The 22,049-nt window shown below is 64.8% G+C and carries 18 protein-coding genes; 9 read left to right on the top strand and 9 right to left on the bottom strand.

Features of this window, described 5'->3' with window-relative positions; all coding sequences use genetic code 11:
* Positions 1 to 132: 132 nt before the first annotated feature.
* Together CK910_RS10605 and CK910_RS10610 are read right to left on the bottom strand one after the other, a co-directional pair.
* A complete protein-coding gene (locus CK910_RS10605; RefSeq protein ID WP_098982832.1) occupies positions 133 to 744 on the bottom strand; it encodes a response regulator transcription factor in 612 nt (203 codons plus the stop codon).
* Position 745: 1 nt separating this feature from the next.
* Positions 746 to 2,689, bottom strand: a complete 1,944-nt coding sequence (locus tag CK910_RS10610; protein ID WP_098982835.1) for a sensor histidine kinase — start codon at positions 2,687 to 2,689, stop codon at positions 746 to 748.
* A gap of 259 nt (positions 2,690 to 2,948) precedes the next feature.
* On the opposite strand from CK910_RS10610, the gene dsrO reads away from it, so the two are divergent.
* From dsrO to CK910_RS10625, 3 genes are read left to right on the top strand one after another with little or no spacing between them, the layout of a single operon-like run.
* Entirely contained in the window at positions 2,949 to 3,737 is a 789-nt protein-coding gene (gene dsrO, locus CK910_RS10615; RefSeq protein WP_098982838.1) for a sulfate reduction electron transfer complex DsrMKJOP subunit DsrO, read from the top strand.
* Complete coding sequence (gene nrfD, locus CK910_RS10620; RefSeq protein ID WP_098982841.1) at positions 3,727 to 4,854, top strand: NrfD/PsrC family molybdoenzyme membrane anchor subunit; 1,128 nt, start codon at positions 3,727 to 3,729, stop codon at positions 4,852 to 4,854. The genes dsrO and nrfD overlap by 11 nt, the downstream gene beginning before the upstream one ends.
* Entirely contained in the window at positions 4,854 to 7,961 is a 3,108-nt protein-coding gene (locus CK910_RS10625) for a tetrathionate reductase subunit A (protein ID WP_098982844.1), read from the top strand. The genes nrfD and CK910_RS10625 overlap by 1 nt, the downstream gene beginning before the upstream one ends.
* Positions 7,962 to 8,017: 56 nt before the next feature.
* On the opposite strand, the gene CK910_RS10630 is transcribed toward CK910_RS10625, so the two are convergent.
* Positions 8,018 to 9,382: an endonuclease/exonuclease/phosphatase family protein gene (locus CK910_RS10630; protein WP_172955290.1), complete on the bottom strand. Its 1,365-nt coding sequence runs from the start codon at positions 9,380 to 9,382 to the stop codon at positions 8,018 to 8,020.
* Positions 9,383 to 9,523: 141 nt separating this feature from the next.
* Here CK910_RS10630 and CK910_RS10635 point away from each other — a divergent pair, with 141 nt between their 5' ends.
* The 5 genes from CK910_RS10635 (at position 9,524) to CK910_RS10655 (ending at position 15,257) form a co-directional block, all read left to right on the top strand.
* A complete protein-coding gene (locus CK910_RS10635) occupies positions 9,524 to 10,372 on the top strand; it encodes a patatin-like phospholipase family protein (RefSeq protein WP_098982850.1) in 849 nt (282 codons plus the stop codon).
* Positions 10,373 to 10,917: 545 nt separating this feature from the next.
* Entirely contained in the window at positions 10,918 to 11,892 is a 975-nt protein-coding gene (locus tag CK910_RS10640) for an L-tyrosine/L-tryptophan isonitrile synthase family protein (RefSeq protein ID WP_043140241.1), read from the top strand.
* Positions 11,893 to 11,902: 10 nt separating this feature from the next.
* Positions 11,903 to 12,778, top strand: coding sequence for a TauD/TfdA dioxygenase family protein (locus CK910_RS10645; protein WP_098982854.1), 876 nt, complete (start codon positions 11,903 to 11,905; stop codon positions 12,776 to 12,778).
* Positions 12,778 to 14,061, top strand: a complete 1,284-nt coding sequence (locus CK910_RS10650) for a glycosyltransferase (RefSeq protein WP_098982857.1) — start codon at positions 12,778 to 12,780, stop codon at positions 14,059 to 14,061. The genes CK910_RS10645 and CK910_RS10650 overlap by 1 nt, the downstream gene beginning before the upstream one ends.
* Positions 14,062 to 14,330: 269 nt before the next feature.
* Positions 14,331 to 15,257, top strand: a complete 927-nt coding sequence (locus CK910_RS10655; protein ID WP_043135772.1) for a L,D-transpeptidase family protein — start codon at positions 14,331 to 14,333, stop codon at positions 15,255 to 15,257.
* Between the two features lie 72 nt (positions 15,258 to 15,329).
* Here the strand turns inward: CK910_RS10655 and CK910_RS10660 are convergent, their stop codons facing one another.
* The 5 genes from CK910_RS10660 to fldB form a co-directional block, all read right to left on the bottom strand.
* Positions 15,330 to 15,629 (bottom strand): type 1 fimbrial protein, encoded by a 300-nt coding sequence (locus tag CK910_RS10660; RefSeq protein WP_172955291.1) that lies wholly within the window; start codon positions 15,627 to 15,629, stop codon positions 15,330 to 15,332.
* Between the two features lie 230 nt (positions 15,630 to 15,859).
* Positions 15,860 to 16,234: a VOC family protein gene (locus tag CK910_RS10665; protein WP_098982863.1), complete on the bottom strand. Its 375-nt coding sequence runs from the start codon at positions 16,232 to 16,234 to the stop codon at positions 15,860 to 15,862.
* Between the two features lie 299 nt (positions 16,235 to 16,533).
* Positions 16,534 to 17,874 carry a TldD/PmbA family protein gene (locus tag CK910_RS10670; protein ID WP_098982865.1) on the bottom strand — a complete coding sequence of 447 codons (1,341 nt, stop codon included), beginning with the start codon at positions 17,872 to 17,874 and terminating at the stop codon, positions 16,534 to 16,536.
* Positions 17,874 to 19,274 (bottom strand): TldD/PmbA family protein, encoded by a 1,401-nt coding sequence (locus tag CK910_RS10675; protein WP_098982868.1) that lies wholly within the window; start codon positions 19,272 to 19,274, stop codon positions 17,874 to 17,876. The genes CK910_RS10670 and CK910_RS10675 overlap by 1 nt, the downstream gene beginning before the upstream one ends.
* A 454-nt stretch (positions 19,275 to 19,728) precedes the next feature.
* The gene (gene fldB / locus CK910_RS10680; protein ID WP_042867526.1) at positions 19,729 to 20,247 is read right to left on the bottom strand and encodes a flavodoxin FldB; all 519 of its coding nucleotides are present in this window, start codon (positions 20,245 to 20,247) and stop codon (positions 19,729 to 19,731) included.
* Between the two features lie 207 nt (positions 20,248 to 20,454).
* On the opposite strand from fldB, the gene xerD reads away from it, so the two are divergent.
* On the top strand, positions 20,455 to 21,366 hold the full coding sequence (gene xerD, locus CK910_RS10685; protein ID WP_043555079.1) for a site-specific tyrosine recombinase XerD: 912 nt from the start codon (positions 20,455 to 20,457) through the stop codon (positions 21,364 to 21,366).
* A 66-nt stretch (positions 21,367 to 21,432) separates the two neighbouring features.
* On the opposite strand, the gene mscL is transcribed toward xerD, so the two are convergent.
* Positions 21,433 to 21,840: a large-conductance mechanosensitive channel protein MscL gene (gene mscL / locus CK910_RS10690; RefSeq protein ID WP_005317444.1), complete on the bottom strand. Its 408-nt coding sequence runs from the start codon at positions 21,838 to 21,840 to the stop codon at positions 21,433 to 21,435.
* Positions 21,841 to 22,049: the final 209 nt, after the last annotated feature.

Here is a 22,049-nt window from a genome sequence, read left to right on the forward strand (position 1 = left end):
CGCCGGAATAGCGGGGTTGCGCACAGATTTGGTTGACAGCCTGAGCCAAAGGCATCCCCTGTGCGGCCGATGGGGGATGGGCATAGGCCCTGCAAGTGAGTCACTCTCTCTGGCCTGGATTAGGGGCCCGGCTCAGGGGGCTGAATGGACGTTTGCATAGAGCAGCATCAGCTCGGCCAGGGAGTCGACCTCGAGGCGCCGCATCAGGCTGGCGCGGCACACCTCGACGGTACGCACCGAGATGCAGAGATCCTGCGCTATCTGCTGATTCTTGTGGCCCCGGGCGATGAGTTGCAGCAACTGGTGCTCGCGCGGGGTGAGCCGCTGATAGGCGGCCAGCTGGGCGAAACGGGTGGCCGCACTCAGCGTCGCCTGCTCGGCCCGTGCGATGGCGGCGAGCAGGGGGGCCAGCTGCACCGGCTTTTGCAAGAAATCCACCGCCCCCTGCTTGAGGGACTCCACCGCCAGCGGCACCTCGCCGTGGCCGGTGAGAAACAGGATGGCGATGGGGCTCCGGGCCACCTTCAGCCGCTGTTGTACCTCGGGGCCCGACAGCCCCGGCATGCGGCAGTCGAGGATGAGGCAGGCGGGCTGGTGCAGGTCGACCTCGGCCAGAAAGCGCTCGCCATCGGCAAAGCTGAACAGCTGCCGCTCGTCGCAACTCTCCAGCATGAAGCGCAGGGAGTCGAGCACGGCCTCGTCGTCGTCGACCAGATAGAGCGGGGGGCGGGAGGGGGGCGTCATCTCAGTTCCTCGGTGTCGGCGGGTGGGTGGGGGTGGCTGAGGCGGGATCCTCGGGTGGCGGCACGGGCAGGGTGACCCGGGCCAGGCAGCCGTGGGGGCTCAGGTTCTCCAGACTGAACTGGCCGCGATGGCTCTCGACCACCTCCCGGCAGATGGCCAGCCCCAGCCCCATGCCATCGGGCTTGTCGCTGTAAAACGCCTGCTGCAGTTCGGTCGCGGAGACCCTCAGGCCGGCGCCGTTGTCGCGGATCTCCAGCAGCAGCCTTTGCGCCTCGAAGGCGATCAGCAGCTCGACCCGGGCAGGCTCCTGTGCCGCTGCTTGCGCAGGGGAGCGAGCAGGAGAGTGAACAGTGGCGCGCGCACTCTTCGCCGCACTCTCGGCGCCATTCTTGATGAGGTTGACCAGCAACTGCTCCATCCCGGTGCCGTCCAGAGGCAGCCGGCGCGGCTGGCCCCGCCAGTGCAGGGTGAAGGCAACGTCGAGCGGCGCCAGCATCTGCTCCAGCAGGGGGCGCAGCTCCGCCAGCAGGGTGGGCAGATCGCAAGGCGCGAAGCGGGGAGGGCGCTTTTGCAGCCTGGCCCTGAGCCGGTTGACGGTCTGGGTGATGCGCTGGACCTGGAGCCCAATCTGCTCCAGAGCCTGACGCAGGGAGGCCTGGGCGGCAACCTGGGCCGGATCCTGTGCCAATCTGTCCAGTCGCAACAAGGCCCCCTGGCTGTAGTTGGCGATGGCGCTGAGGGGCTGATTGATCTCGTGGGCCACGTTGGCGCCCAGCTCGCCCAGTTCGGCGAGCCGTCTGGCCTGTGCCAGCTGGCGTCCCTTCTGCTCGAGCTGGTGGCGGGCTTTGAGCAGCCGGCGCTGGCTGCGGTTGAACAGGTATTGCAGCAGCAGGTGGTGGCCCCCCAGCAGCAGTATCAGCGCCAGGGCGCCCCAACCCCACTGTTGATGCTGGCGCAGCCAGTGCCAGGCCGTTTGCCACCAGGGGCCCTGCAGCGGGTGGCGATCCAGCGCCTTGAGCAGGCGGTCGATGGCGAGCTCGCTGGTGGGCACGGTCCAGCCCGCCGAATCGGCGGTGATGGCCGCCTCGCTATCAGCGGGCAGGTCGAACAGCGCACGGGTCACCGCCAGCGCCAGCGCGGGGGAGGCCCGCTCTGTCTTGGCGAAGGACCAGTTGGGGTAGAGCCGGGTCGAGCTCTGGCAGCCAAAGCCGGCCGGCGCCTGATTGTCCAGTACCCGAAACGCCCCCCTGGCGACCTTGCCCTCCCGCTCCATGCGCTCCAGCTGGCACACCGGCACGATGGCTGCGGCCACCTCCCCTGTCGCCAGCCGCTCGATGAGCCGGTCCAGCGGAAAGCCGGTGAACTGCACGGTGGAGAAGAAGTGCTCCAGCCTGACCCCCTGTTCGCCTGCCTCGAAGCGATAGGCGAGGTAGCCACCGAAGGCGTTCTCCGAGACGGCGGCGACCGCTTGCCCCTCGAGGTCACGCCAGTGTCGGTAGGGGGTCTGGGCAGGCACCACCAGGGCGGCGCCGATGGCGAGGTTGTCTCCCCCTGCCGGGCTCTTGAGGGTGGCGAGCCAGGCCAGCGGGTACTGGCGCGCCAGACTCACCGACTGGCCCGGGTTGGTGATGATGAAATCGAGGTGCTCGAGGGCGACGGCCTCGGCCAGTTCATCGAGCCCCAGCGGATGCAGCACGAAGCGATGATCGGGCACGCGCTGTGCCAGCCAGCGCAGCAGCGGTTGCCACTGGGCTCTGGCCTGGGCCGGGCCGCGGGTTGCCAGCACGCCGATGCGTATCGGTTCGGCCAAGGCCTGCACCGGCGTGGCCTGGGATGACGCGGGCTGTTGCCGGGCTGGCGCTGGCGAAGAGGGGGTCGGGGCGGCATGCACCCGCAGCGGCAGGGCTGACAGCGCGAGCCAGAGCAGCAGGCTGAGCAGGGGCAAGGGAACTGGGGCGTGCAGGGGGCTCTCCTCTCGGTGCAAAGGGGGCAGTCTATCACCAGGGCGCGCGCTTGCACGCGAACGGGGCCAGGAGGGGTGGCAAACGCCGCCCCGGTCACAGTTCAGCAGGGCTGGGGCATTTTTTATTGCGCTGGATCAACCCGGCTCCCGGTATGTGGAAAACCACAATAGAGGCGACTTCCTGCGTTGAGGACAATCGGCCCAACCCCTTTCAAGCCAGCTCAGCAGAAGGAAAGACGCCATGGAGCCCAGCAAGCGCCGATTGTTATCCGGGATCGCCGCCCTCACCGCAGGGGCGGCCCTGATCCCCGTCACCCAGGTTCAGGCGCAGTCCGTTCCCGCTCCCCGCAACGGGCGGGCGGCCATCAGCCGGGGGGACGGGCGCAAGCGTTACGGCATGCTGATCGACCTGCGCCGCTGCGTCGGCTGTCAGGCCTGCACCGTGGCCTGCACCATCGAAAACCAGCCCCCTCTCGGCCAGTTTCGCACCACGGTGAGCCAGTACGAGGTGAGCGACGTGGCCGCCCTCGATGCTCCTGCCTCCCTCTTGATGCTGCCAAGGCTCTGCAACCACTGCGCCGAGCCCGCCTGCCTCGAGGTCTGCCCCACCGGCGCCACCTTCCAGTGCGATGACGGCATCGTCGTGGTCAACAACGACTGGTGCGTCGGCTGCGGTTACTGCGTGCAGGCCTGCCCTTACGATGCCCGCTTCATCAACCACGAGACCAACACCGCCGACAAGTGCACCTTCTGCGCCCATCGGCTGGAGGCGGGGCTCTTGCCCGCCTGCGTGGAGAGCTGTGTCGGCGAGGCGCGCATCATAGGCGATTTGAACGATCCCAAGAGCCGGATCAGCCGGCTGCTGCGCGAACACGAGCCGGCGCTCAAGGTGCTCAAGCCGGAGGCCAATACCCAGCCGCGGGTCTTTTATCTCGGCATGGACGAGGCCTTCGTCAGCAAGGTCGACGGCAACCCGGCCCTGCGCACCCTGCTCACCGACGATGGCAAGGAGATAGCCCATGGTCATTAACGAACTGCTGGCCCCGGCTCAGCCCATCACCTGGCTGCCTTGGGCGGTGCAATATTTCTTTCTGATCGGCCTCGCCTATGGGGCCCTCTGGCTCGGCGCCTTTGATCTGTGGCGCAAGGCACCGGATCCGCGGCTGCAGACCCTGGCGGCGGTGCTGATGGTGGTGGCCGGCCTGGTGGCCCCCATCGCCCTGACCGCGGATCTGCACCAGCCGGCCCGGGCCTGGCACTTCTACGCCCAGACGCGCTTTGGCTCCGTCATGTGGTATGGCGCCTATCTGCTGCCGCTGTTCAGCCTGCTCTCCATGCTGCTCGGCTGGCTGCTGCTCAGGCCGAATCTGGCCCGGCGCGGCGAGGAGCATGACAGGGTCGCCGCCCTGGCGCGGCTGCTCTGCCTGGGACATTGGCCCGGCGACCCCTGGCTCAAACCGCTGGCTTTGATGGCGGCCTTGAGCGGGCTCAGCATCGCCCTCTACACCGGGCTCGAGACCATGGCGGTAGCGGCGCGGCCCCTCTGGCACAGCCCTTGGCTCCCCTGGTTGCTGGCGCTGAGCGCCCTGCTGGCGGCCCAGAGCGCCCTGCTGCTGCTCAACCGCCTGCTGGCCGGCTGGCAGCAACGTACCGAGGCGGGGCTGCTACGCCAGATCCGCCCGACCCTGGCGCTGCTCGTCCTCTCCCTGCTGGGCTGGGCCCTCTTTGGGGGCGCCTCGGCGGCTGAGGCGAGTGCCCTCTATCGGCTGGATCCCAGCTGGCGGCTGGCGGCCCACTGGCTGCTGCTGACCCTGGGCCTGCTCGGCCTGCTGCTGTTGGCGGGGCACCGATTATCCCCCCGCCTGCAAACCTGGGGCCTGGGGCTGCTGGCACTGCACCTGGTGTGGGGCCTGCGCTGGCTGGTGCTTATCCAGGGGCAGCTGGTCCCGAAATACGGGGCCGGCGTCTATCTCTATGAAATCGCCTGGGGCCCGGCCGGTGTGCTCGGCATTCTCGGCACCTTCGGCCTGCTGCTGGCCTTGCTGGTGGAGCTCTCAGAGCTGGTGCGCGCCCCGGCTCTGCCATCCGTCACACACTCATCTGCCACCCAGGCAGCCACCACCCATTCCGCTCGCGAGGCACTCTGATGGATCACAGCAAGCGCAAGTTTCTCAAAGGGGCCGCCATTGCCGGGGGCACGGGGCTCTTCGTGGCCGGTTACAGCGACACCCTCAAGCAGGTGGCGAGCGGAGTGGCCACCGGCAGCTCGGGCAAGCCGACCCGGGATCCCATCCACGGCAACTCCCTGGCGGTGGAGTACAGGGTCGACGGGCAGGGGGAGCTTCACCCCAACCCGGACCAGCGCCTCGCCAACACCATGTGCCTCGGCTGCTGGACCCTGTGCGGGGTGCGGGCCCGCATCGACAATGAGAACGACAAGATAGTGCGTATCCTCGGCAACCCCTATCACCCGCTCTCCGCCCGCCATCACATCGATTTCAAGACCCCGGTCAAGCAGGCGCTGATCGCTACCAGCGGCTATCAGGAAGGGGGGCTGGAGGGACGCTCCACCGCCTGCGCCCGGGGCAACGCCATGCTGGAGCAGCTCGACAGCCCCCACCGGGTCACCCGCTGCCTCAAGCGGCTGGGCCCCCGCGGCAGCGGCCGCTGGCAGAGCATCCCCTTCGAGCAGCTCATCGAGGAGGTGGTGGAGGGGGGCGATCTGTTCGGGGAGGGCCAGGTTGAAGGGCTGAGGGCCATCCGCAACCTGGCCGAGCCGCTCGATCCCGCCAACCCGGAATACGGCCCCAGGGCCAACCAGCTGCTGGTGAGCAACGCCTCGGACGAGGGGCGAGATGCCTTCATCAAGCGCTTCACCTTCAACAGCTTCGGCACCCGCAATTTCGCCAACCACGGCGCCTATTGCGGCCTGTCGTTCAGGGTGGGTGCCGGCGCCCTGCTGGACGATCTGGAGAAGAACGCCCACCTCAAGCCCGACTGGGACGAGAGCGACTTCCTGCTGTTCATGGGCACCTCCCCCCAGCAGTCCGGCAACCCCTTCAAGCGCCAGTCCCGCCAGCTGGCGGCGGGGCGGGCGCGGGAGGGCAAGCCGTTCTCCTACGTGGTGGTGGCCCCCAGCCTGCCGAACACGGTGAACCTGCCCTCCGCCCCCGCCAACCGCTGGTTGCCCATCCGGCCCGCCACCGACTCGGCGCTGGCCATGGCCATGCTGCGCTGGATCATCGACAACGAGCGCTACGCCGAGCCCTTCCTGGCGGCCCCCAATGCCGAGGCCGCCGAGCGGGCCGGCTATCGCGGCTTTTGCAACGCCAGCCATCTGGTTATCAGCGATGAATCCCACCCGCGCTTCGGTCAGATGCTGCACGCCAGCGATCTGGGGCTGCCCTTTGAGGGCGAGGCCCATGGGGAAGGGGACGCCGTGCTGGTGGTCGAAGAGGACAGCGACGCCCTGCTGCCCGCCGGCCAGTGCGAGCGAGCCAGCCTCCGGGTGGATCGCCTCATTCAGGGCCCAAAAGGGGAGCTTATGGTCAAGAGCAGCTTCCAGCTGCTGGCCGAGGCGAGCCGGGAGCATACCCTCGAGCAATACAGCACCGAGTGCGCCGTGCCGGTGAACGACATCGTCGAGCTGGCGCGGGAGTTCACCAGCCACGGCACCCGGGCGGCGGTGATCACCCACGGCGGCACCATGAGCGCCAACGGTTTCTACACGGCCTGGGCCATCATGATGCTCAACGCCATGATAGGTAACCTCAACGCCCGGGGCGGCGCCGTGGCGAGCGGCGGCAAGTTCGATCCCTTCGGCGCCGGGCCGCGCTACGATCTGGCGAGCTTCCCGGGTATGGTCAAAACCGCCGGGGTCTTCCTCTCCCGCTCCAAGTTCCCCTACGAGAAGACCTCGGAATATCGCCGCAAGAAAGAGGCGGGGCAGAACCCCTATCCGGCCCACGAGCCCTGGTTCCCCATCTCGGGGCCCCTGCTTGGCGAGCACCTGACCGCGGCGGTGAGCGGCTATCCCTACCGCGCCAAGGCCTGGATCAACCACATGGGCAACCCCCTCTACGGTCAGGCGGGGCTCGCCAAGGCCATAGGCCCGCAGCTCAAGGACCCCAAGGTGCTGCCGCTCTTTGTCAGCATCGACAGCTTAATCAACGAATCCTCGGCGCTGTCGGACTACCTAGTGCCTGACACCCTGACCTACGAGTCCTGGGGCTGGGCCACCGCCTGGCACGGGGTCATGACCAAGGTCTCCACCGGCCGTTGGCCGGTGGTGGAGCCTCGCGTCGCCAAGACGGCCTCGGGGGACCCCGTCTGCATGGAGTCCTTCTTTATCGCTGTGGCGAAACGCCTGGGGCTGCCGGGCTTTGGCGAGGGGGCGGTCAAGGGGGCCGATGGCAGCCTGCATGCCCTCAATCGGGCGGCAGATTTCTCCCTCTATGGGGCGGCCAACGTCGCCTATCTGGGTGAGCCGGTGCCCCCCATAGGGGCCGAGGATCTCGCCTGGTCCGGGGTGGAACGGATCCTGCCGGTGTTGAATGCCACCCTGAGCGCGGAGGAGGCGGGCCGCGCCGCCTATCTCTTCGCCCGTGGCGGGCGCTTCGAGCCGGCGGCCAAGGGGCGCGACGACGCGGGTCAGCCGAGCAAGCGCTGGCCCAAGCCGCTGATGGTGTGGAACCCCGAGGTGGGCAGCCGCCGTCACAGCCAGAGCGGGCAATACTTGAGTGGCACCCCGCGTTTCTTCCGCCCCCAGTTGGCGGACGGCACGCCGCTCAATGAGGCGTTCAAGCCGGCCCAGTGGCCGCTGCTGCTCACCAGTTACAAATCCCACACCATGAGCTCCATGAGCATCGGCTCGGATCGCCTGCGCCAGGTGAACCCCAGCAACCGGGTGCGGCTCAATGCGCAGACGGCGGCGCAGCTGGGAATAGAGAGTGGGGACAGGGTGCGGGTCAGCACCCCGGATGGCAGCGTGATCGGGGTGGCCGAGTGCGTGGCCGGGGTGCAGGCCGATGCCATCGCCATCGAGCACGGTTTCGGCCACAAGGAGCTGGGGGCGCGGGAACACTGGATAGACGGCCAGAAAGTGGTCGCCAATCCGCTGCGCGGAGCCGGGGTCAATCTCAACGATCTGGCGGTGCTGGATCCCAGCCGCCATGGCCGCTACCCCCTGGTGGACTGGGCCATTGGCTCGTCGGCCCGCCAGGGGCTGCCGGCCCGGGTGGAGAAGCTGGTATGACGATCCAATGAAAACGGGGCCTGCGGGCCCCGTTGCTTATCTGCTCTGCGTCACTGTCACAGTTTGAAGTCGACCCACACCAGGCGGTGATCCGAGCTGACTCCCTTGGCGATGCCGAGCTTGGCGTCGTACACCAGGTGATAGCCCGGCTCGAAGCTGGCCGGCCAGAACACGCCGGAGGCGACCACGTTCAGGTTGGCGGAGGGCAGCACATGATCGAGCTGCAGGCCGCTGCTGCTGGTGATGCGCTCCGGGGTGGGGCGCTTGTTGTTGCGCTTGCACTGATCCGGCTGGCTGGCGAGGCACTCGGGGCCGCCTTGACTGACCGGTATGATGGCGCCGTTGGTGACCGCCTGATTGACCAGCACATGGTTGTGCAGATCCTGGATGGCGGTGAGATCCCCATCGCCGATCTGGGGATCGGCGTTGAGATCGCCGGCGATGACGAACTTGGCGCCCTCGGCCAGGCCACCGGCCTTGCCTGCGTCATCCACCATGTAGCTGGCGGTCTCCACGTAGTCCTGCCAGAAGGCGACTTCGGCGCGGTTGTGCTTGACGTTGTGGCGCGCCGCGTTGCCGAAGATGGGCGGGGTCGGATGAGAGACGAGGAAGTGGATCACCTCCTCCTTGTTGCCGCGCTTGATGCGCACCGGCACGTCTGCGTGGTTCTTTGACGAGAGCGGGAAGGCCTGCCAGGCGGCGTCGTCATACCAGGCATCGCCACACTGGCGGCCGGCCGGGATCGGGGCCTTGGCATTGTTGCAGTCGTCGATGACGGGGTTCGCTTCGCCCGGCATGTCCTTCCACTTGAATTTTTGGAAGGTGCGGATCTGCTTGGTATCGATGGGGTACTGGGACATGACGGCAAAGGCGTACTGGCCGTGGTAGTTGCCAAAGCCCCAGGCGTCGTCCGGCCCATTGTTGACCTTGCCGTCCAGGTTGAGGTCATGGCCGCTCATCAGGCCTGTGTTGGTGGCGAAGTTTTGCAGCACCGGGTAGCTGATGGCGGTCACCTCGCTGTGCTGGGCGTGGGCCAGGTAGTTGTCGTTGAAGGCTTTGAGGTCGGCGGTGCCGGCGCCCTTGCCGTCGTTGTCGAACTCGTTGAGCAGGAAGACATCCGGCCGGGTGCGCTGCACTATCTCGGCGATATTGCGGATCTGCTGCACGTCCAGGGCCTTGGTCTTCTCTGCGCCGCTCAAGGTGCTGTCGGCGAGGCGGGCCAGCAGGGTGTCCTGCTCGGCGCGGGTCAGGGCCAGTTCCCCGCTCAGCATGCCGGCGGCGGTGCGATCGAAGGAGAGGTTGAACGTTGCGAAGCGAACCATGGGGGTCGGGGTCTCGGAGTCGTTTTGGCTGTTACAGCCTGCCATCAATCCTCTAGGGGAAATGGCAGCGGCGAGTAGGGACTTGCTGATATTTTTCATTGTAATATTCCGTAGCATCAATAAGTTATATCTCGTTGGTACGAGCGTTGAGGCGCGCCCATTATAGGGATACCGGCTCCGGGCCGGGCGCCGGATGAGCCAAAGTGTGAGTCCATTCACAGAGCAATGAGGGGAGGCGAGATGAGTCGGCGACAAACGGCCCTGGTGGTCGAGGGGGGCGCCATGCGCGGCATTTTTGCCGCCGGTGTGCTGGATGCCTTTCTGGCACAGGGCAGGACGGCGTTCGATCACTGTATCGGGGTCTCGGCGGGGGCGGTCAATCTGGCGGCCTTTCTGGCCGGCCAGCGGGGGCGCAACCACAGCGTCATCACTGACTACTCCTGCCGCCCCGAGTTCATCAGTCTGGCCAGGTTCGTGCGCGGCGGCCACTGGCTCGATCTCGACTGGCTGTGGGCGATCACTATCCGTGAGTGCCGACTCGATCTGGCCCGCTTCGCCGCCAATCCGGTGCCGCTGACCGTGGTGGCCACCCGGGTCTCGGATGGTCAGGCCGCCTACCTCAAGGGGAATGCGGCCGAGCTGGAGCAGCAGATCAAGGCCTCCTGTTCTGTGCCCCTGGTCTATCGCGACTTCGTGCGCATCGGCGGGGAAGCCATGACGGATGGCGGGGTGGCCGATTCCATTCCGGTGCGTCATGCCTACGAACAGGGGGCGCGCGACATCACAGTGGTGCTCTCCCGGCCGCTGGGTTATCGCAAGCGGGCGCCACGTCTGCCGGCCCTGCACCGTTATCTGCTGCGCGAGACCCCGGCCCTGGCTCGCGCCAGCCTTTCGCGTCATCAAAGCTACAACGACGCCATCGATTTCATCCGCCAGCCACCGGCCGATTGCCGCATCCGGGTCATAGTGCCGCCGGCGGGTTTTCGGGTCGGCCGCATGACCACAGACAAGGGGCGGTTGGAGCAGGGCTACCAAATGGGCTGGCAGGCGGCCCTGGACTATCTGGCGGCCGACCTGGCCCAGCCTTGAACCTGTTTGGGCGGCTCCGCCCAGGGCCGTCACCATGAAAAACCATGGCGATGCCGCTGCGGGTCAGGGATGAATCATCCTGCCCGCCACTCCCCGTCTTGATTGCCAGAGCCAGCTTTTGTTCGTCCGCTTAATATGCAGCTGGATAATTATTTACGATATTTAAAGCGAAATGGTCAGCATTGCCAGCATGAAGAAATATCACTATTAAGTTGAGCTAAATAATCCACGAGTCAAATTGTGACTGAATAATAAAGCCGGTGGGGAACTTTCCTGATCGGTGTTTTTTAATACGCCAAATTATTCATTAAATCTGTTTTTATTCATATGCATAGAGTTAGTTAACTTATGCGAAATAGATTATTAGCGCTGGGTTGAATCTCTTTACATTAATGGCGAATTGATAGCCTGACTTCATCTCGGCTACTGTCCCCTCTCGATTCGTTTGGGTAGCAAACGGATACGTCAATAATAACGACAGAGACTGGACGCATTGATAAAGAGTCATCTTTATTGATTTTAATCCTGCCAAAGGAGCCGGAATAATGAGTGGTTTATCTTCCCATCAAATTGCCCGTGAGATATTTGCCGAGTTGTTGCCCTATCGTCGTCGCTTTCCCGATCCCATCCTGGATCGGCACAGCGAAGAGCAGGAGGTGGCCGCCATCCAGATCCCCCGGCTGCAGGCCTTCATCGAGCGGGGCGAGACCATCACCTGCGTCTTGCCCGCCTTCCCCACCAAGTCACCGAACCCGAACAAGGTGCTGGGCACCCTGCCGGACATGGCGGAGCGCCTCTCCCTCAGCTTTCTCAATCATCTCTGCCAGCGCATCCAGCTGCACTACAGGCCCGGCATGCGGATCCTCATCTGCTCGGATGGTCACGTGTTCGGTGACCTCATCCGGGTGCCGGATCCGGCCATCGACGCCTATCAGGCCCATATCGAGCAGCTGATCCTGGAGCTGGGGGCGACCCACCTCGGGGTCTTCCACCTGGGGATGGTGGCGGGCATGGCCGAGTTCTGCGCCAGCCGCGACTTCGACACCCTGCGTGAACAGCTGGTCGAGCGCTATGCCGAGCCGCTGGCGCAGATCAGTGAAGAGGTGAAGACCACGGAGGAGGGGGTTCGTCTCTATCGCGCCATGACCCGCTTCCTCTATGAAGACAGCCAGCTGCCGGACACGCCACTCTCCAACACGGCGCTGCAGCGGGATGCCAAGTCGCGCACCCATGCCGTGATCCAGCGCAGCCGCGCCTGGGGCAAGCTGCTGGCTGAGCGCTTCCCCGAGGCGATCCGCCTCTCCATCCACCCCCAGGCCAGCCACAGCCTGAAGATGGGCATTCACATGCTGCCGACCCGGGATGACTGGCTCACCCCCTGGCACGGGGTGGCGGCCAATCTGGATGGCCAGTTCGTGCTGATGAAGCGGCGCGACGTGTTGGCTCTGGAGCACGAACTGGTCCACATCCACGGCCGTCCCAGTCACTACCTGATCCACAGCAAGCAGGCCGCCGCCTGAGGAGTTCACCATGACAGCATCCATCATTCCCCTTGGCGGCGAGCACTGCCGCATTCACCCCCAGGCCCCCTTCGGCCTGCTGATCGAACCGGCCCGGGAGGGGCAGGCTGTACAGGCCCTGCCGGTCGAATCGCTGCGTGAACTGGCCCGTCGCCACGGCGTGCTGATCCTGCGCGGATTCGAGTCCGGCTTCACCGACCCCGAGCGGTTGACCCGCTACGGCGAGGCGTGGGGTGAGATCATGATGTGGCCGTTCGGTGCCGTGCTGGACGTGAAGGAGCACGAGAACGCCACCGACCACATCTTCGATTCCAGCTATGTACCGCTGCACTGGGATGGCATGTACAAGCCGACCCTGCCCGAATTCCAGCTGTTTCACTGCGTGCACGCCCCGGCTGCCGACGAGGGGGGGCGCACCACCTTCATCAATACCCGCCAGTTGCTGGTGGATCTCGATGGCGAGCGGCTGGCCCGCTGGGAGCGGGTGCGGATCACCTATCGCATCAAGCAGGTGGTGCACTACGGCGGCCAAGTGAGCTCACCCCTGCTGGTGCCCCACCCGGTGAGCGGCGAGACCGTCATGCGCTACAACGAGCCGCCGCGCGAGGGGGTGCGCTTCCTCAATCAGCATGCGCTGCAGATTGAGGGGATCCCGCCCGATGAGCAGGCCGCCTTCCTGCAGGATCTGCACGAGCGACTCTACGATCCGCGCTACTTCTATGCCCACCAGTGGCAGCCGGGAGACGTGGTGATCGCCGACAACCTCGGCCTGCTGCACGGCCGCGAAGGCTTCACAGCCCGCTCGGCGCGCCACATCCAGCGGGTCCATATCCAGGCCAGCCCGCTCTGCCTCAACCCGGCGCTGGCGCCGCAAGGAGCGGCGTGATGGCGACCATTTTGCTGGCGGCCACCGCCACCCCAGGCCACGTCAATCCCATGCTGGCGGCGGTCCGCCTGCTGGTGGGGGAGGGGCACAGGGTGCTGATGTTGTGCGGCGCCCTGTTCGAGCAGCGCATCCGCCAGAGCGGCGCCGAGTTTGTGCCCTTCTCCCCCGAGCTGGATTTTGACTACCGGGCGCTGGAGCAGCACTTCCCCGAGCGGGCCAGCCTGAGCGGTACCGCCCAGATGGCGCTGGCGCTCAGGCGTTTCTTCGCCGCGCCCATCCCGCAGCACGACCGCCGCTTGCGGGCGCTGATCGCGGAAGAGGGGGTGGATCTGCTGCTGGTGGAGAACGGCTTCTACGGTGTGCTGCCGCTGTTACAGCAGGCGCGCAGCCGGCGCCTTCCCATACTGATGCTGGGGGTGAACCCCGTATCTTTCTCGAGCCCGGATGCCATCTTCTACGGCCCGCGTATTCCTCCCGAGCTGCGCCGCTCCCTTGGCGATCTGCCCTGGCTGGATGAACAGACCCGGCGACTGCAAAGGGAGGTTCAGCAGTGCTTCGATGCCGCGCTGGCAGAGGCGGGGGCACCGCCGCTGGCGGCCCCCTTCACCGATGTGATGATGGCGGCGCCGGATGCCTTCCTGCAACTCTCCTGCGCCGGCTTTGAATACGAGCGGCCCGAGCTGGAAGGGGTGATCCGTTATATCGGCCCCCTGCTGCCACCCCGGATTGAGCTGGTGCCGCCGCCCTGGTGGGAGCAACTGGATGAACGGCCGCTGGTCATCGTCAGCCAGGGCACCCTGGCCAACGTGGATCTGGGGCAGCTGCTGATCCCGGCCATGCAGGGGCTGGCGGGTGACGAGCTGCAACTGCTGCTGACCACGGGCGGGCGGGATCCGGCGCTGCTGGGTCCATGCATCCCCGCCAATGCCATCGTCACCGAGCATGTGCCGTTCGAGCTGGCGCTGCCCCGGGCCGCCGTGCTGGTGACCAACGGCGGCTATGGTTCTGTACAGGCCGCACTGGCCCACGGGGTGCCGCTGGTGGTGGCGGGCACGGGGGAGGACAAGGCCGAGGTGGCCACCCGGGTGGCGTGGAGTGGCGTTGGCATCAATCTGCACAGCAACGAGCCGACGGCAGCGGCCGTAGCCGCTGCGGTGCGCAAGCTGGTACGCGAGCAGCGCTATCGGGCACGGGCGCGCCTGCTGGCCGACGAGATGGGAAGGCTGGATGCCAGGGCTGCCATCGCCGGGGCGGTGACGACCCTGCTCGCCAGCACCCGCTAACAGAGGGAGGCCGATCTGGCCTCCCTTTTTGTTCAGCTTCTGCTCAGTTTGCGGTTGTTAGCCTGCTTGCCAGTTAAAGAGCAGGCGCCGGCGGCGATGGATGCACTTTTTCATGCAAAAAGAGCTATCCCGACGTTGAATTTTTGGCCGACTCAGGAAAGAATGCGCGCTCGGTTATTGACCTCGGGCGCAGGGTGACTCGTCACAGGCCAGACCGAGGATGACACGGCCCCCGGCCAACTTGGTACAGGAAACCACACAGGAATTTTATGAATCCCCTTCGCACTGCCGCTTCGGCCCTTTTATGTACTCTGACGCTGGTCAGCCATCAGGCCGCCGCCGTTGAATACACACTGCCCGCGGCCAACAGCCGCCTGATCGGTGAGAACCAGGAATACGTGGTGCCTGCGGACAACCGTCCGCTGGAGCAGATCGCCTCCGACTTCCAGTTGGGCCTGACCAACATCATGGAAGCCAACCCGGGCGTCGACCCCTATCTGCCGACACCGGGCAGCAAGCTGGTCATCCCCCATCAGCTGATCCTGCCGAATGCGCCCCGTGAAGGGATCGTCATCAACGTGGCCGAGATGCGCCTCTACTACTACCCCAAGGGCAAGAACGTGGTGGAAGTGCTGCCCATCGGCATAGGCCAGCTGGGTGTGAATACCCCGGAAAACTGGATCACCAAGGTGGAGCGCAAGCGTGCCAACCCGACCTGGACCCCGACCGAGAACATCCGTCGCCGCTACGCCGCCCAGGGCAAGACACTGCCTGCGGTTTGGCCGGCCGGTCCGGACAACCCCATGGGTCTGCACGCTCTCTACATCGGCAACCTGTATGCCATCCACGGCACCAACGCCACCTTCGGCATAGGTCTGCGGGTGAGCAGTGGTTGCGTGCGTCTGCGTGCCGACGACATCAAGTACCTGTTCGACAAGGTGCCGGTCGGTACCCGTGTCCAGTTCGTCAACCAGCCGGTCAAGTCCACGGTCGAGCCGGATGGCGGTCGCTACATGGAAGTCCATGAGCCGCTGTCGCGCAACGAGGAGGAGTTCAACTCCACCACGTCCGTGCCCTTGCCCATGACCCCGGCCATCACCCGCTTCATTGCCCACATGGACAGCGACTCCAATGTGGTCAAGCAGGTGCTGGAACAGCGTACCGGCATGCCGACCCGTCTCAACCCGCAGGCCTGATGGCCCGGGAGACCCGGTAATGAACAACGGCGACCTTGTGGTCGCCGTTGTTGTTTCCGGCCTTGGTGAGAGCTATTCGTGGCTGATGGTGATCACCGCCATGGTATGGCGCGGGTCAATCCATCGACAGGAAACCTGGCTGCTGGCGAGACGCAGTGGCGACTGTTTCGCCAACTGCTGCAGATTGAGTGTCTCTGTAGTTTGCGCTGGGCCCGAGAGGCAGGTGACCTGCATCTGATCCTGTTGCTGCTGGATACGGCAGGCATCTTCCACTATGGCTCCGCTGAAGCTGATGCGTCCCGTACTGGTTGCCGGCACCGCCTGTGCCGTGGAGATGGTGGCGAGGGTGAGCGCCACTGCGATTGTCTTCATGCAGACCTCCTGATTGTCTTGCACGCTGGTAGGAAACCACTTTTTCATTGCCTTGCACTGTCACTATCGACCTGATCAGAAGGGAGCTGAGCGTTATTTGAGCGCTTGCCATGTCGCCCGGCGCTGGCGGGTTGACTGAAAAAAACAGGGCAACCCAGAGGTTGCCCTTGCTATGGCCGCCGGCTGCGGGTGACAAGGCCGCGTACATCCAGACGCGGCGCTTATCTGGCTCAGGGGGTGGGAGGGGCGTAGAGGGCAAGCCAGTTGCCTTCGGTGTCTTCTATGATGACCCGGGAGCCATGGCCGCTGCCGATGCTGTGCAAGGGTTCGAGCACGCGTCCGCCTAGCCTTGGGACCATCTCTTGCGCCGCTTGCAGCCTGTCTCCGAGGGAGAGATAGATGAGGGGGCCATTGCCGCCCGGCTGGTGGTATTTATCCATGGGGCCGAGGCAGGCCGCCGCGTTGTTGCCATCGTGGCGCAGCATGGCGAAGCGTATCTCCTCCTGTATCGGCGTGACCGGCACGTCGAGCAGGGCCGAGTAGAAGGCCATGGCGCGATCCAGATCCCGTGTCGGAATGTCGGCCCAGACCAGGGTATTGTCCATCTTGGTGATCTCCAGATGTTACCGGCCGATGCGGCCGGTGGCTCTTAGAGGGTAGGAGTGGCCACCGAGGGGCGCCAGAGGCAAAAAAACGGCGCCTGATGGCGCCGTTATTGGGTGGGGAAGTGAAGTCTTTTCCCCTCGATATACAGTTACTTGCCTGCGATGCTCAGCCCGCCAAAGCGGATGGATGGAGGAGCCTGGTCCTCCTTCTCATTCATTGGTTGTTACTTGCCTGCGATGTTCAGCCCGCCAAAGCGGATGGATGGAGGAGCATGATGCTCCTGGTCATCCATTGGCTGTTACTTGCCTGCGATATTTAGCCCACCAAAGCGGATGAGGGGCGCGTAGAAGCCCTTGCCATCGTCGTGGTGCAGCCGATCGCCGACCGCCTCCAGCTCGCCCAGCAGGCGATAGAAGTTGCCCGCCACCGTAATGCCGCGCACCGGCTGGATGCGAATGCCATCCCGGCACAGGAAGCCCGATGCCCCGAACGAGAAGTCGCCGCTCACCGCATCGGCACCGGAGTGCAGACCGTCCAGCTTGACCAGTTCCAGATACTCGCCGGTTTTGACCTCGGCCTCGCTGTGGGGGCCTGTGCCAAACACCAGGTGGCGCGCCGTCACATCCAGCGCGCCGCGGGCACTGCGCGCTGCCGAGCCGTTGCTGGCCAGGCCGAAGTGGTGAGCGGTGGCGCTGTTGTGCAGCAGCGTCTTGAGCTCGCCCTCGCCAATCAGCAGCAGATCCGAGGTGGGGGCCCCTTCACCGTCAAACGCCTTGATGTTCATGCCGCCCGGCATATAGGCCCGGCTCTCCAGGGTGAGCCAGCGGGAGGCCACAGACTGGCCCAGCTTGCCCCGCCAGGGGTTGATCCCCTGCTGGGCCCACTTGCCCGACAGCGCCGCCTGGAAGCAGCCAAACAGGCTGGCGAAGCAGTTGGTGCTGAAAATAGCGCTGTAGTGACCACTCGGCACGGCTTCCCCCGGCAGCAGGCCGTCGGCCACGGCATGGATCTGCGCTATGAGGGACTGGCTGTCGAGTTCGTCGAAGCGACGGCCATACTGCCCCTGGGAATGCATGGACTGGCGGCCAGCCCGCTCGATCAGCGCTGAGGTGTAGCAGCCGACGCTGAATTCACTGTGCTGGCAGCGGCTGCCCAGGCTGTTGGCGAGCCAGAGCTGGCTCTCCCCCTCGAAGAAGCTGTTGTAAGGCGCGCCTGTCACGTCCGGCAGGGCCAGCATGTCTGCCTCGAGGCGCAGGGCCAGGGCGATTTTCTCCTCCGCCGCCGTGGTGTCGGGCTGGTTTATCTCGGCGCAGTCTGTGGTGATCCGGCTGTTGGCCACCGAGATGCGCTGATCCGCATCCAGCTTGGCGAAGCGGCTGGCATCGAGCGCATCCTGCAGCATGGCATCCAGCGCCGGCTCATCCAGGGATTCCGAGTAGGCGATGCCGACCCGGCCATCCTTGATGAGGCGGATGCCGAGCTGCTGGCTGCTGGTGACCTTGTATTCACCCAGCTCGCCCTTGTCGGCCTTGAGGGAGAAAGCCTTGTCCCGATTGGCTATGATGTCCGCCTCGGCATTGATATCGGCGACCTTGTCCAGCAGGCGGGTGAGCAGAGTATTCATATCGAGTTGGCTCATCAGGCGTTACCTCCGACCAGAATATTGTCGACCTTGAGTGGTGGCTGGCCGACGGATGCCGGGATCGAGCCGGAGACAGAGCCGCACATGCCGGCAGCGATGGCGAGATCGCGGCCCACCATGGAGATCTCTTTGAGCACCTGGGGCCCTGTGCCGATCAGGGTGGCCGACTTGAGCGGCCGGGTGATCTTGCCCCCCTCGATGAGGTAGGCCTCCTGCACGTTGAAGTTGAACTCGCCTGTGCCCGGCTGCACAGATCCGCCGCCCATCCGCTTGGCATAGATGCCGTGTTCCACCGTCGCCAGCATCTCGTCCAGGCTGTGGCTGCCCGCCTCGATATAGGTGTTGCGCATGCGCGACGCCGGGGCGAAGCGATAGGATTCGCGTCTTCCCGAGCCGGTGCGGGCATAGCCGGTTCTAAGCGCCCCCATGCGATCGACCAGGAAGCCGGTCAGCACGCCATCCTTGATGAGCTGGGTGTGCTGGGTCGCCATGCCCTCGTCATCGACGTTGATGGAGCCCCAGGCGTTGCTCTGCAAGCCTTCGTCCACCGCGTTGACCACGGGGTTGGCGATGAGCTGGCCCATCTTGTCGTGGAACACCGAGGCCTTCTTGGCCACCGAGGTGGTCTCCAGCAGGTGGCCGCACGCCTCGTGGAAGATGACGCCGCCAAAGCCGCTCTCCATGATGACCGGCAGGGTGCCGCTCGGGCAGGGGGCTGCGCCGAGTTTCACCAGCGCCTGGCGGGTGGCGGTGAGGGCCAGCTCGCGCGGGTCTATGAGGGCCGCGTGTTCCCAGCCCATCATGGCGCCGGGGGCCTCGTAGCCCACGCTCTGCTCGCTCCCTTCCATGGCTATGGTCTGGGCCATGATGCGGTTGTAGTGGCGACGATCGGCCACTTGCAGCCCTTCGCTGTTGAAGATCTCCACCTCCTGCTCCCAGCCCAGGGCATTGCCCGAGAACTGGCTTACCTTGGCGCTCTCGGCGCGGGCCGATGCATCCATGGCGTGCAGATAGGCAATCTTCTGCTCCAGCAGCTTGTCGGCACCGAGCGGCAGGGTGACCGGGTTGCGGTCCGTGAAACGGCTGAAGTCGAAGGCGGTGGCGGTCACCACTGGGTCGCGTCTGTCCTTGGCCGCCAGCAGGGTGACGATGCGCAGCAGCTCGTTGCGATCGGCCAGGTTGGTGTAGCCGTAGAGCACCTTGTGGCCGTAGCACAGGCGCACGCCTATGCCGAAATCGAGGCCGCCGCTGATATTTTCGATCTGGCTGGAGAGCAGGCTGAGCTGGCTGCGGCGCTTGCGCTCCACAAACAGCTCGGCGAAGTCGGCACCGAGCGCCAGCGCGTGATCGAGCACGTCGCGGGCAATGGCGGGGGCCAACAGGGAGAATGAGGTCATAGAATATCCTTTTCTGGTCTGTTTCCTGTTTGCTTCCGACACCCTTCTGATTGTGTTATGGGGTGTCGATTGCATTGTTGCAGACCAGCACAAAAAAGTCGCTATAGCGTCATGCGATGATACCGATTGAGAAAATCGGTGCGATTCGTGCGCCCGGCGGCCCAGATCCAGGCCGCCGGCAGGAGAGGTTAGAGCAGCTCGTGGATCTCGCCGAGGATCTGGTCGACCCACTGTTCGCTGCGAGGTCGGTCTGGTCCCATTGGCTGGCGTCGTCGAAGACCAGGCCGACGCAAGATGACGGCCATCGTCAAACCACCTGGATCAGAGCAGCTCGTGGATCTCGCTCAATATCTGGTCGACCCACTGTTCGATGCGGGGTCGGTCTGGTCCCATTGGCTGGCGTCATCGAGCGCCAGGCCGACGCAAGATGACGGCCATCGTCAAACCACCTGGTTCAGAGCAGCTCGTGGATCTCGCTCAATATCTGGTCGACCCATTGTTCGATGCGGGATTCGGTCTGGTCGTACTGGTTGGCGTCGTCGAGCGCCAGGCCGACGAAGTGACGGCCATCGTCGATCAGCGCCTTGGAGGCGTCGAACTCATACCCCTCGCTGGGCCAGTAACCCACCAGCTTGACCCCCTTGGGCACCAGCTGATCGTGCAGCAGGCCGAGGGCATCCTGATACCATTCGCCATAGCCCAGCTGATCGCCCAGGCCGAACAGGGCTATGATGCGCCCCTCCAGATGGACATCCTTGATGTCCTCCCAGCGGGATTCCCAGTCTTCCTGCAGTTCGCCAAAGTCCCAGGTGGAGATGCCGAGGATCAGGATGTCGTACTCCTGCATGCGGATGAGGGGCACATCCTTGATGTTGTGGAGATCGACCAGCTCCGGGCCTATGAGGGCGCGGATCTTCTCGGCGGCCATCTCGGTGTAACAGGTGGTGGAACCGTAAAACAAACCTATCTTCATCGCACTGTCCTTACCGTAAAACAGATAGCTCTTTATCCTGGCGGCGCGTGGGGCTGGCGCGCGCGGAGGCAGCAGGGAGGGGCGCCAGTTTAACAGATTGCCCGGCACCCTTCACGGGGCAAGCGTGGTGCAGGCCTCATCAGATCCCGCTGTCGCCGGGCGTCGGGCGCGCTACAATGGGCCACCGTTTGCCCAAGACCCAGTACCATGACCAAGCCAGCGCCTGCCGTGCACAATCATCCCCTGATCGAACCCTTCCTCGACGCCCTCTGGCTGGAGCGGGGATTGTCTGACAACACTGTCAGCTCCTATCGCAGCGATCTGGAAAAGTTTGCCCTCTGGCTCGATGAGCAGGGCAGCTCTTTGCTGCTGGCCGGGATGGACGAGATCCAGCACTACCTCGCCTGGCGGGTGGATCACCAGTTCGCTGCCAGCAGCACGGCCCGCTTTCTGTCTGCCCTGCGCCGCTTTTATCAGTATCTGAACCGCGAAAAGCTGCGCAGTGATGACCCGACCGTGCTGCTGGAGGGGCCCAAGCTGCCCAAGAAGCTCCCCTCCGATCTCAGTGAAGGGGAGGTGGAGGCGCTGCTGGCGGCGCCGCTGGTGGACGATCCGCTGGAGCTGCGGGACAAGGCGATGCTGGAGCTGCTCTACGCCACCGGGCTGCGGGTCTCCGAGCTGGTGGGGCTCACCGCCGAGCATGTCAGCCTGCGCCAGGGGCTGGTGCGGGTGGTGGGCAAGGGCAACAAGGAGCGGCTGGTGCCCATGGGGGAGGAGGCTATCCACTGGCTCGAGCGTTACTACCGCGAGGCCCGCACCCTGCTGCTGGGGGGCACCAGCTCGGACGTGGTGTTCCCCTCCAGGCTGGCCCGCATGATGACCCGCCAGACCTTCTGGCATCGCATCAAGCTCTATGCCCTGCGCGCCGGGATCCAGGGCGAGCTCTCTCCCCACACCCTGCGCCACGCCTTTGCCACCCATCTGCTCAACCACGGCGCCGATCTGCGGGTGGTGCAGATGCTGCTGGGTCATGCGGATCTCTCCACCACCCAGATCTACACCCATGTGGCCAACGAGCGACTCAAGGCGCTGCACGGGGAGCACCACCCCCGCGCCTGAGCCGCTGACGCGCAACAAAAAACCGCCCTCGGGCGGTTTTTTTAAAAACACGACAGGAGTTGGCGCTTATTTTCCCTGCTGGGATTTGAGCAGATCGCGGATTTCGCTCAGCAGCTCCTGATCCTTGGTGGGACCGGCGGGGGCGGCTGCCTCTTCCTGCTTCTTCTTGAGGGTGTTGATGGCCTTGAGCCCCATGAAGATGGCGAAGGAGATGATCAGAAAATCTATGATGGTCTGGATGAACTTGCCGTAGGCGATGACCACGGCCGGGGTGGCACCCTCGGCGGCCTTCAGGGTTACGGCGAGATCGCTGAAGTCCACTCCCCCCAGGATCAGACCAATTGGCGGCATGATGACATCACCCACGAAGGAGGAGACTATCTTGCCGAAGGCGGCACCTATGATGATACCGACCGCCATGTCGATGACGTTGCCCCTGGCTGCAAAGGCCTTGAACTCTTGAATCAGACTCATGTTTCCCTCCAAAAATGGGCAGAGTGCGGCCGCTGCCGCACCAAGGTTTGAATAATAAAGCATCAGGAAAACAGAGGGATGACCGTCTTGTTTCCTGTCGTCACGGTTAGCTTGCTGGGCCTCTGCCCAATTGGCAACCTGTCAGGGAGGGATTTTTTTGCAGCCCTCGCTATTAATCAATCAGTAATTAACAGGTTGAGGCCAGTATA

Source organism: Aeromonas sp. CA23, from assembly GCF_002587065.1.
In the GTDB taxonomy this organism is placed as follows: Bacteria; Pseudomonadota; Gammaproteobacteria; order Enterobacterales; family Aeromonadaceae; genus Aeromonas; species Aeromonas bestiarum.

Coding starts and splice junctions, on each gene's coding strand:
- CK910_RS10665 (WP_098982863.1), bottom strand. CDS start 16,234: ATGGACAATACCCTGGTCTGGGCCGACATTCCGACACGGGATCTGGAT.
- CK910_RS10605 (WP_098982832.1), bottom strand. CDS start 744: ATGACGCCCCCCTCCCGCCCCCCGCTCTATCTGGTCGACGACGACGAG.
- fldB (WP_042867526.1), bottom strand. CDS start 20,247: ATGAAGATAGGTTTGTTTTACGGTTCCACCACCTGTTACACCGAGATG.
- CK910_RS10630 (WP_172955290.1), bottom strand. CDS start 9,382: ATGAAAAATATCAGCAAGTCCCTACTCGCCGCTGCCATTTCCCCTAGA.
- CK910_RS10635 (WP_098982850.1), top strand. CDS start 9,524: ATGAGTCGGCGACAAACGGCCCTGGTGGTCGAGGGGGGCGCCATGCGC.
- CK910_RS10670 (WP_098982865.1), bottom strand. CDS start 17,874: ATGAGCCAACTCGATATGAATACTCTGCTCACCCGCCTGCTGGACAAG.
- CK910_RS10650 (WP_098982857.1), top strand. CDS start 12,778: ATGGCGACCATTTTGCTGGCGGCCACCGCCACCCCAGGCCACGTCAAT.
- dsrO (WP_098982838.1), top strand. CDS start 2,949: ATGGAGCCCAGCAAGCGCCGATTGTTATCCGGGATCGCCGCCCTCACC.
- xerD (WP_043555079.1), top strand. CDS start 20,455: ATGACCAAGCCAGCGCCTGCCGTGCACAATCATCCCCTGATCGAACCC.
- CK910_RS10640 (WP_043140241.1), top strand. CDS start 10,918: ATGAGTGGTTTATCTTCCCATCAAATTGCCCGTGAGATATTTGCCGAG.
- CK910_RS10660 (WP_172955291.1), bottom strand. CDS start 15,629: ATGAAGACAATCGCAGTGGCGCTCACCCTCGCCACCATCTCCACGGCA.
- CK910_RS10675 (WP_098982868.1), bottom strand. CDS start 19,274: ATGACCTCATTCTCCCTGTTGGCCCCCGCCATTGCCCGCGACGTGCTC.
- CK910_RS10645 (WP_098982854.1), top strand. CDS start 11,903: ATGACAGCATCCATCATTCCCCTTGGCGGCGAGCACTGCCGCATTCAC.
- CK910_RS10625 (WP_098982844.1), top strand. CDS start 4,854: ATGGATCACAGCAAGCGCAAGTTTCTCAAAGGGGCCGCCATTGCCGGG.
- mscL (WP_005317444.1), bottom strand. CDS start 21,840: ATGAGTCTGATTCAAGAGTTCAAGGCCTTTGCAGCCAGGGGCAACGTC.
- nrfD (WP_098982841.1), top strand. CDS start 3,727: ATGGTCATTAACGAACTGCTGGCCCCGGCTCAGCCCATCACCTGGCTG.
- CK910_RS10655 (WP_043135772.1), top strand. CDS start 14,331: ATGAATCCCCTTCGCACTGCCGCTTCGGCCCTTTTATGTACTCTGACG.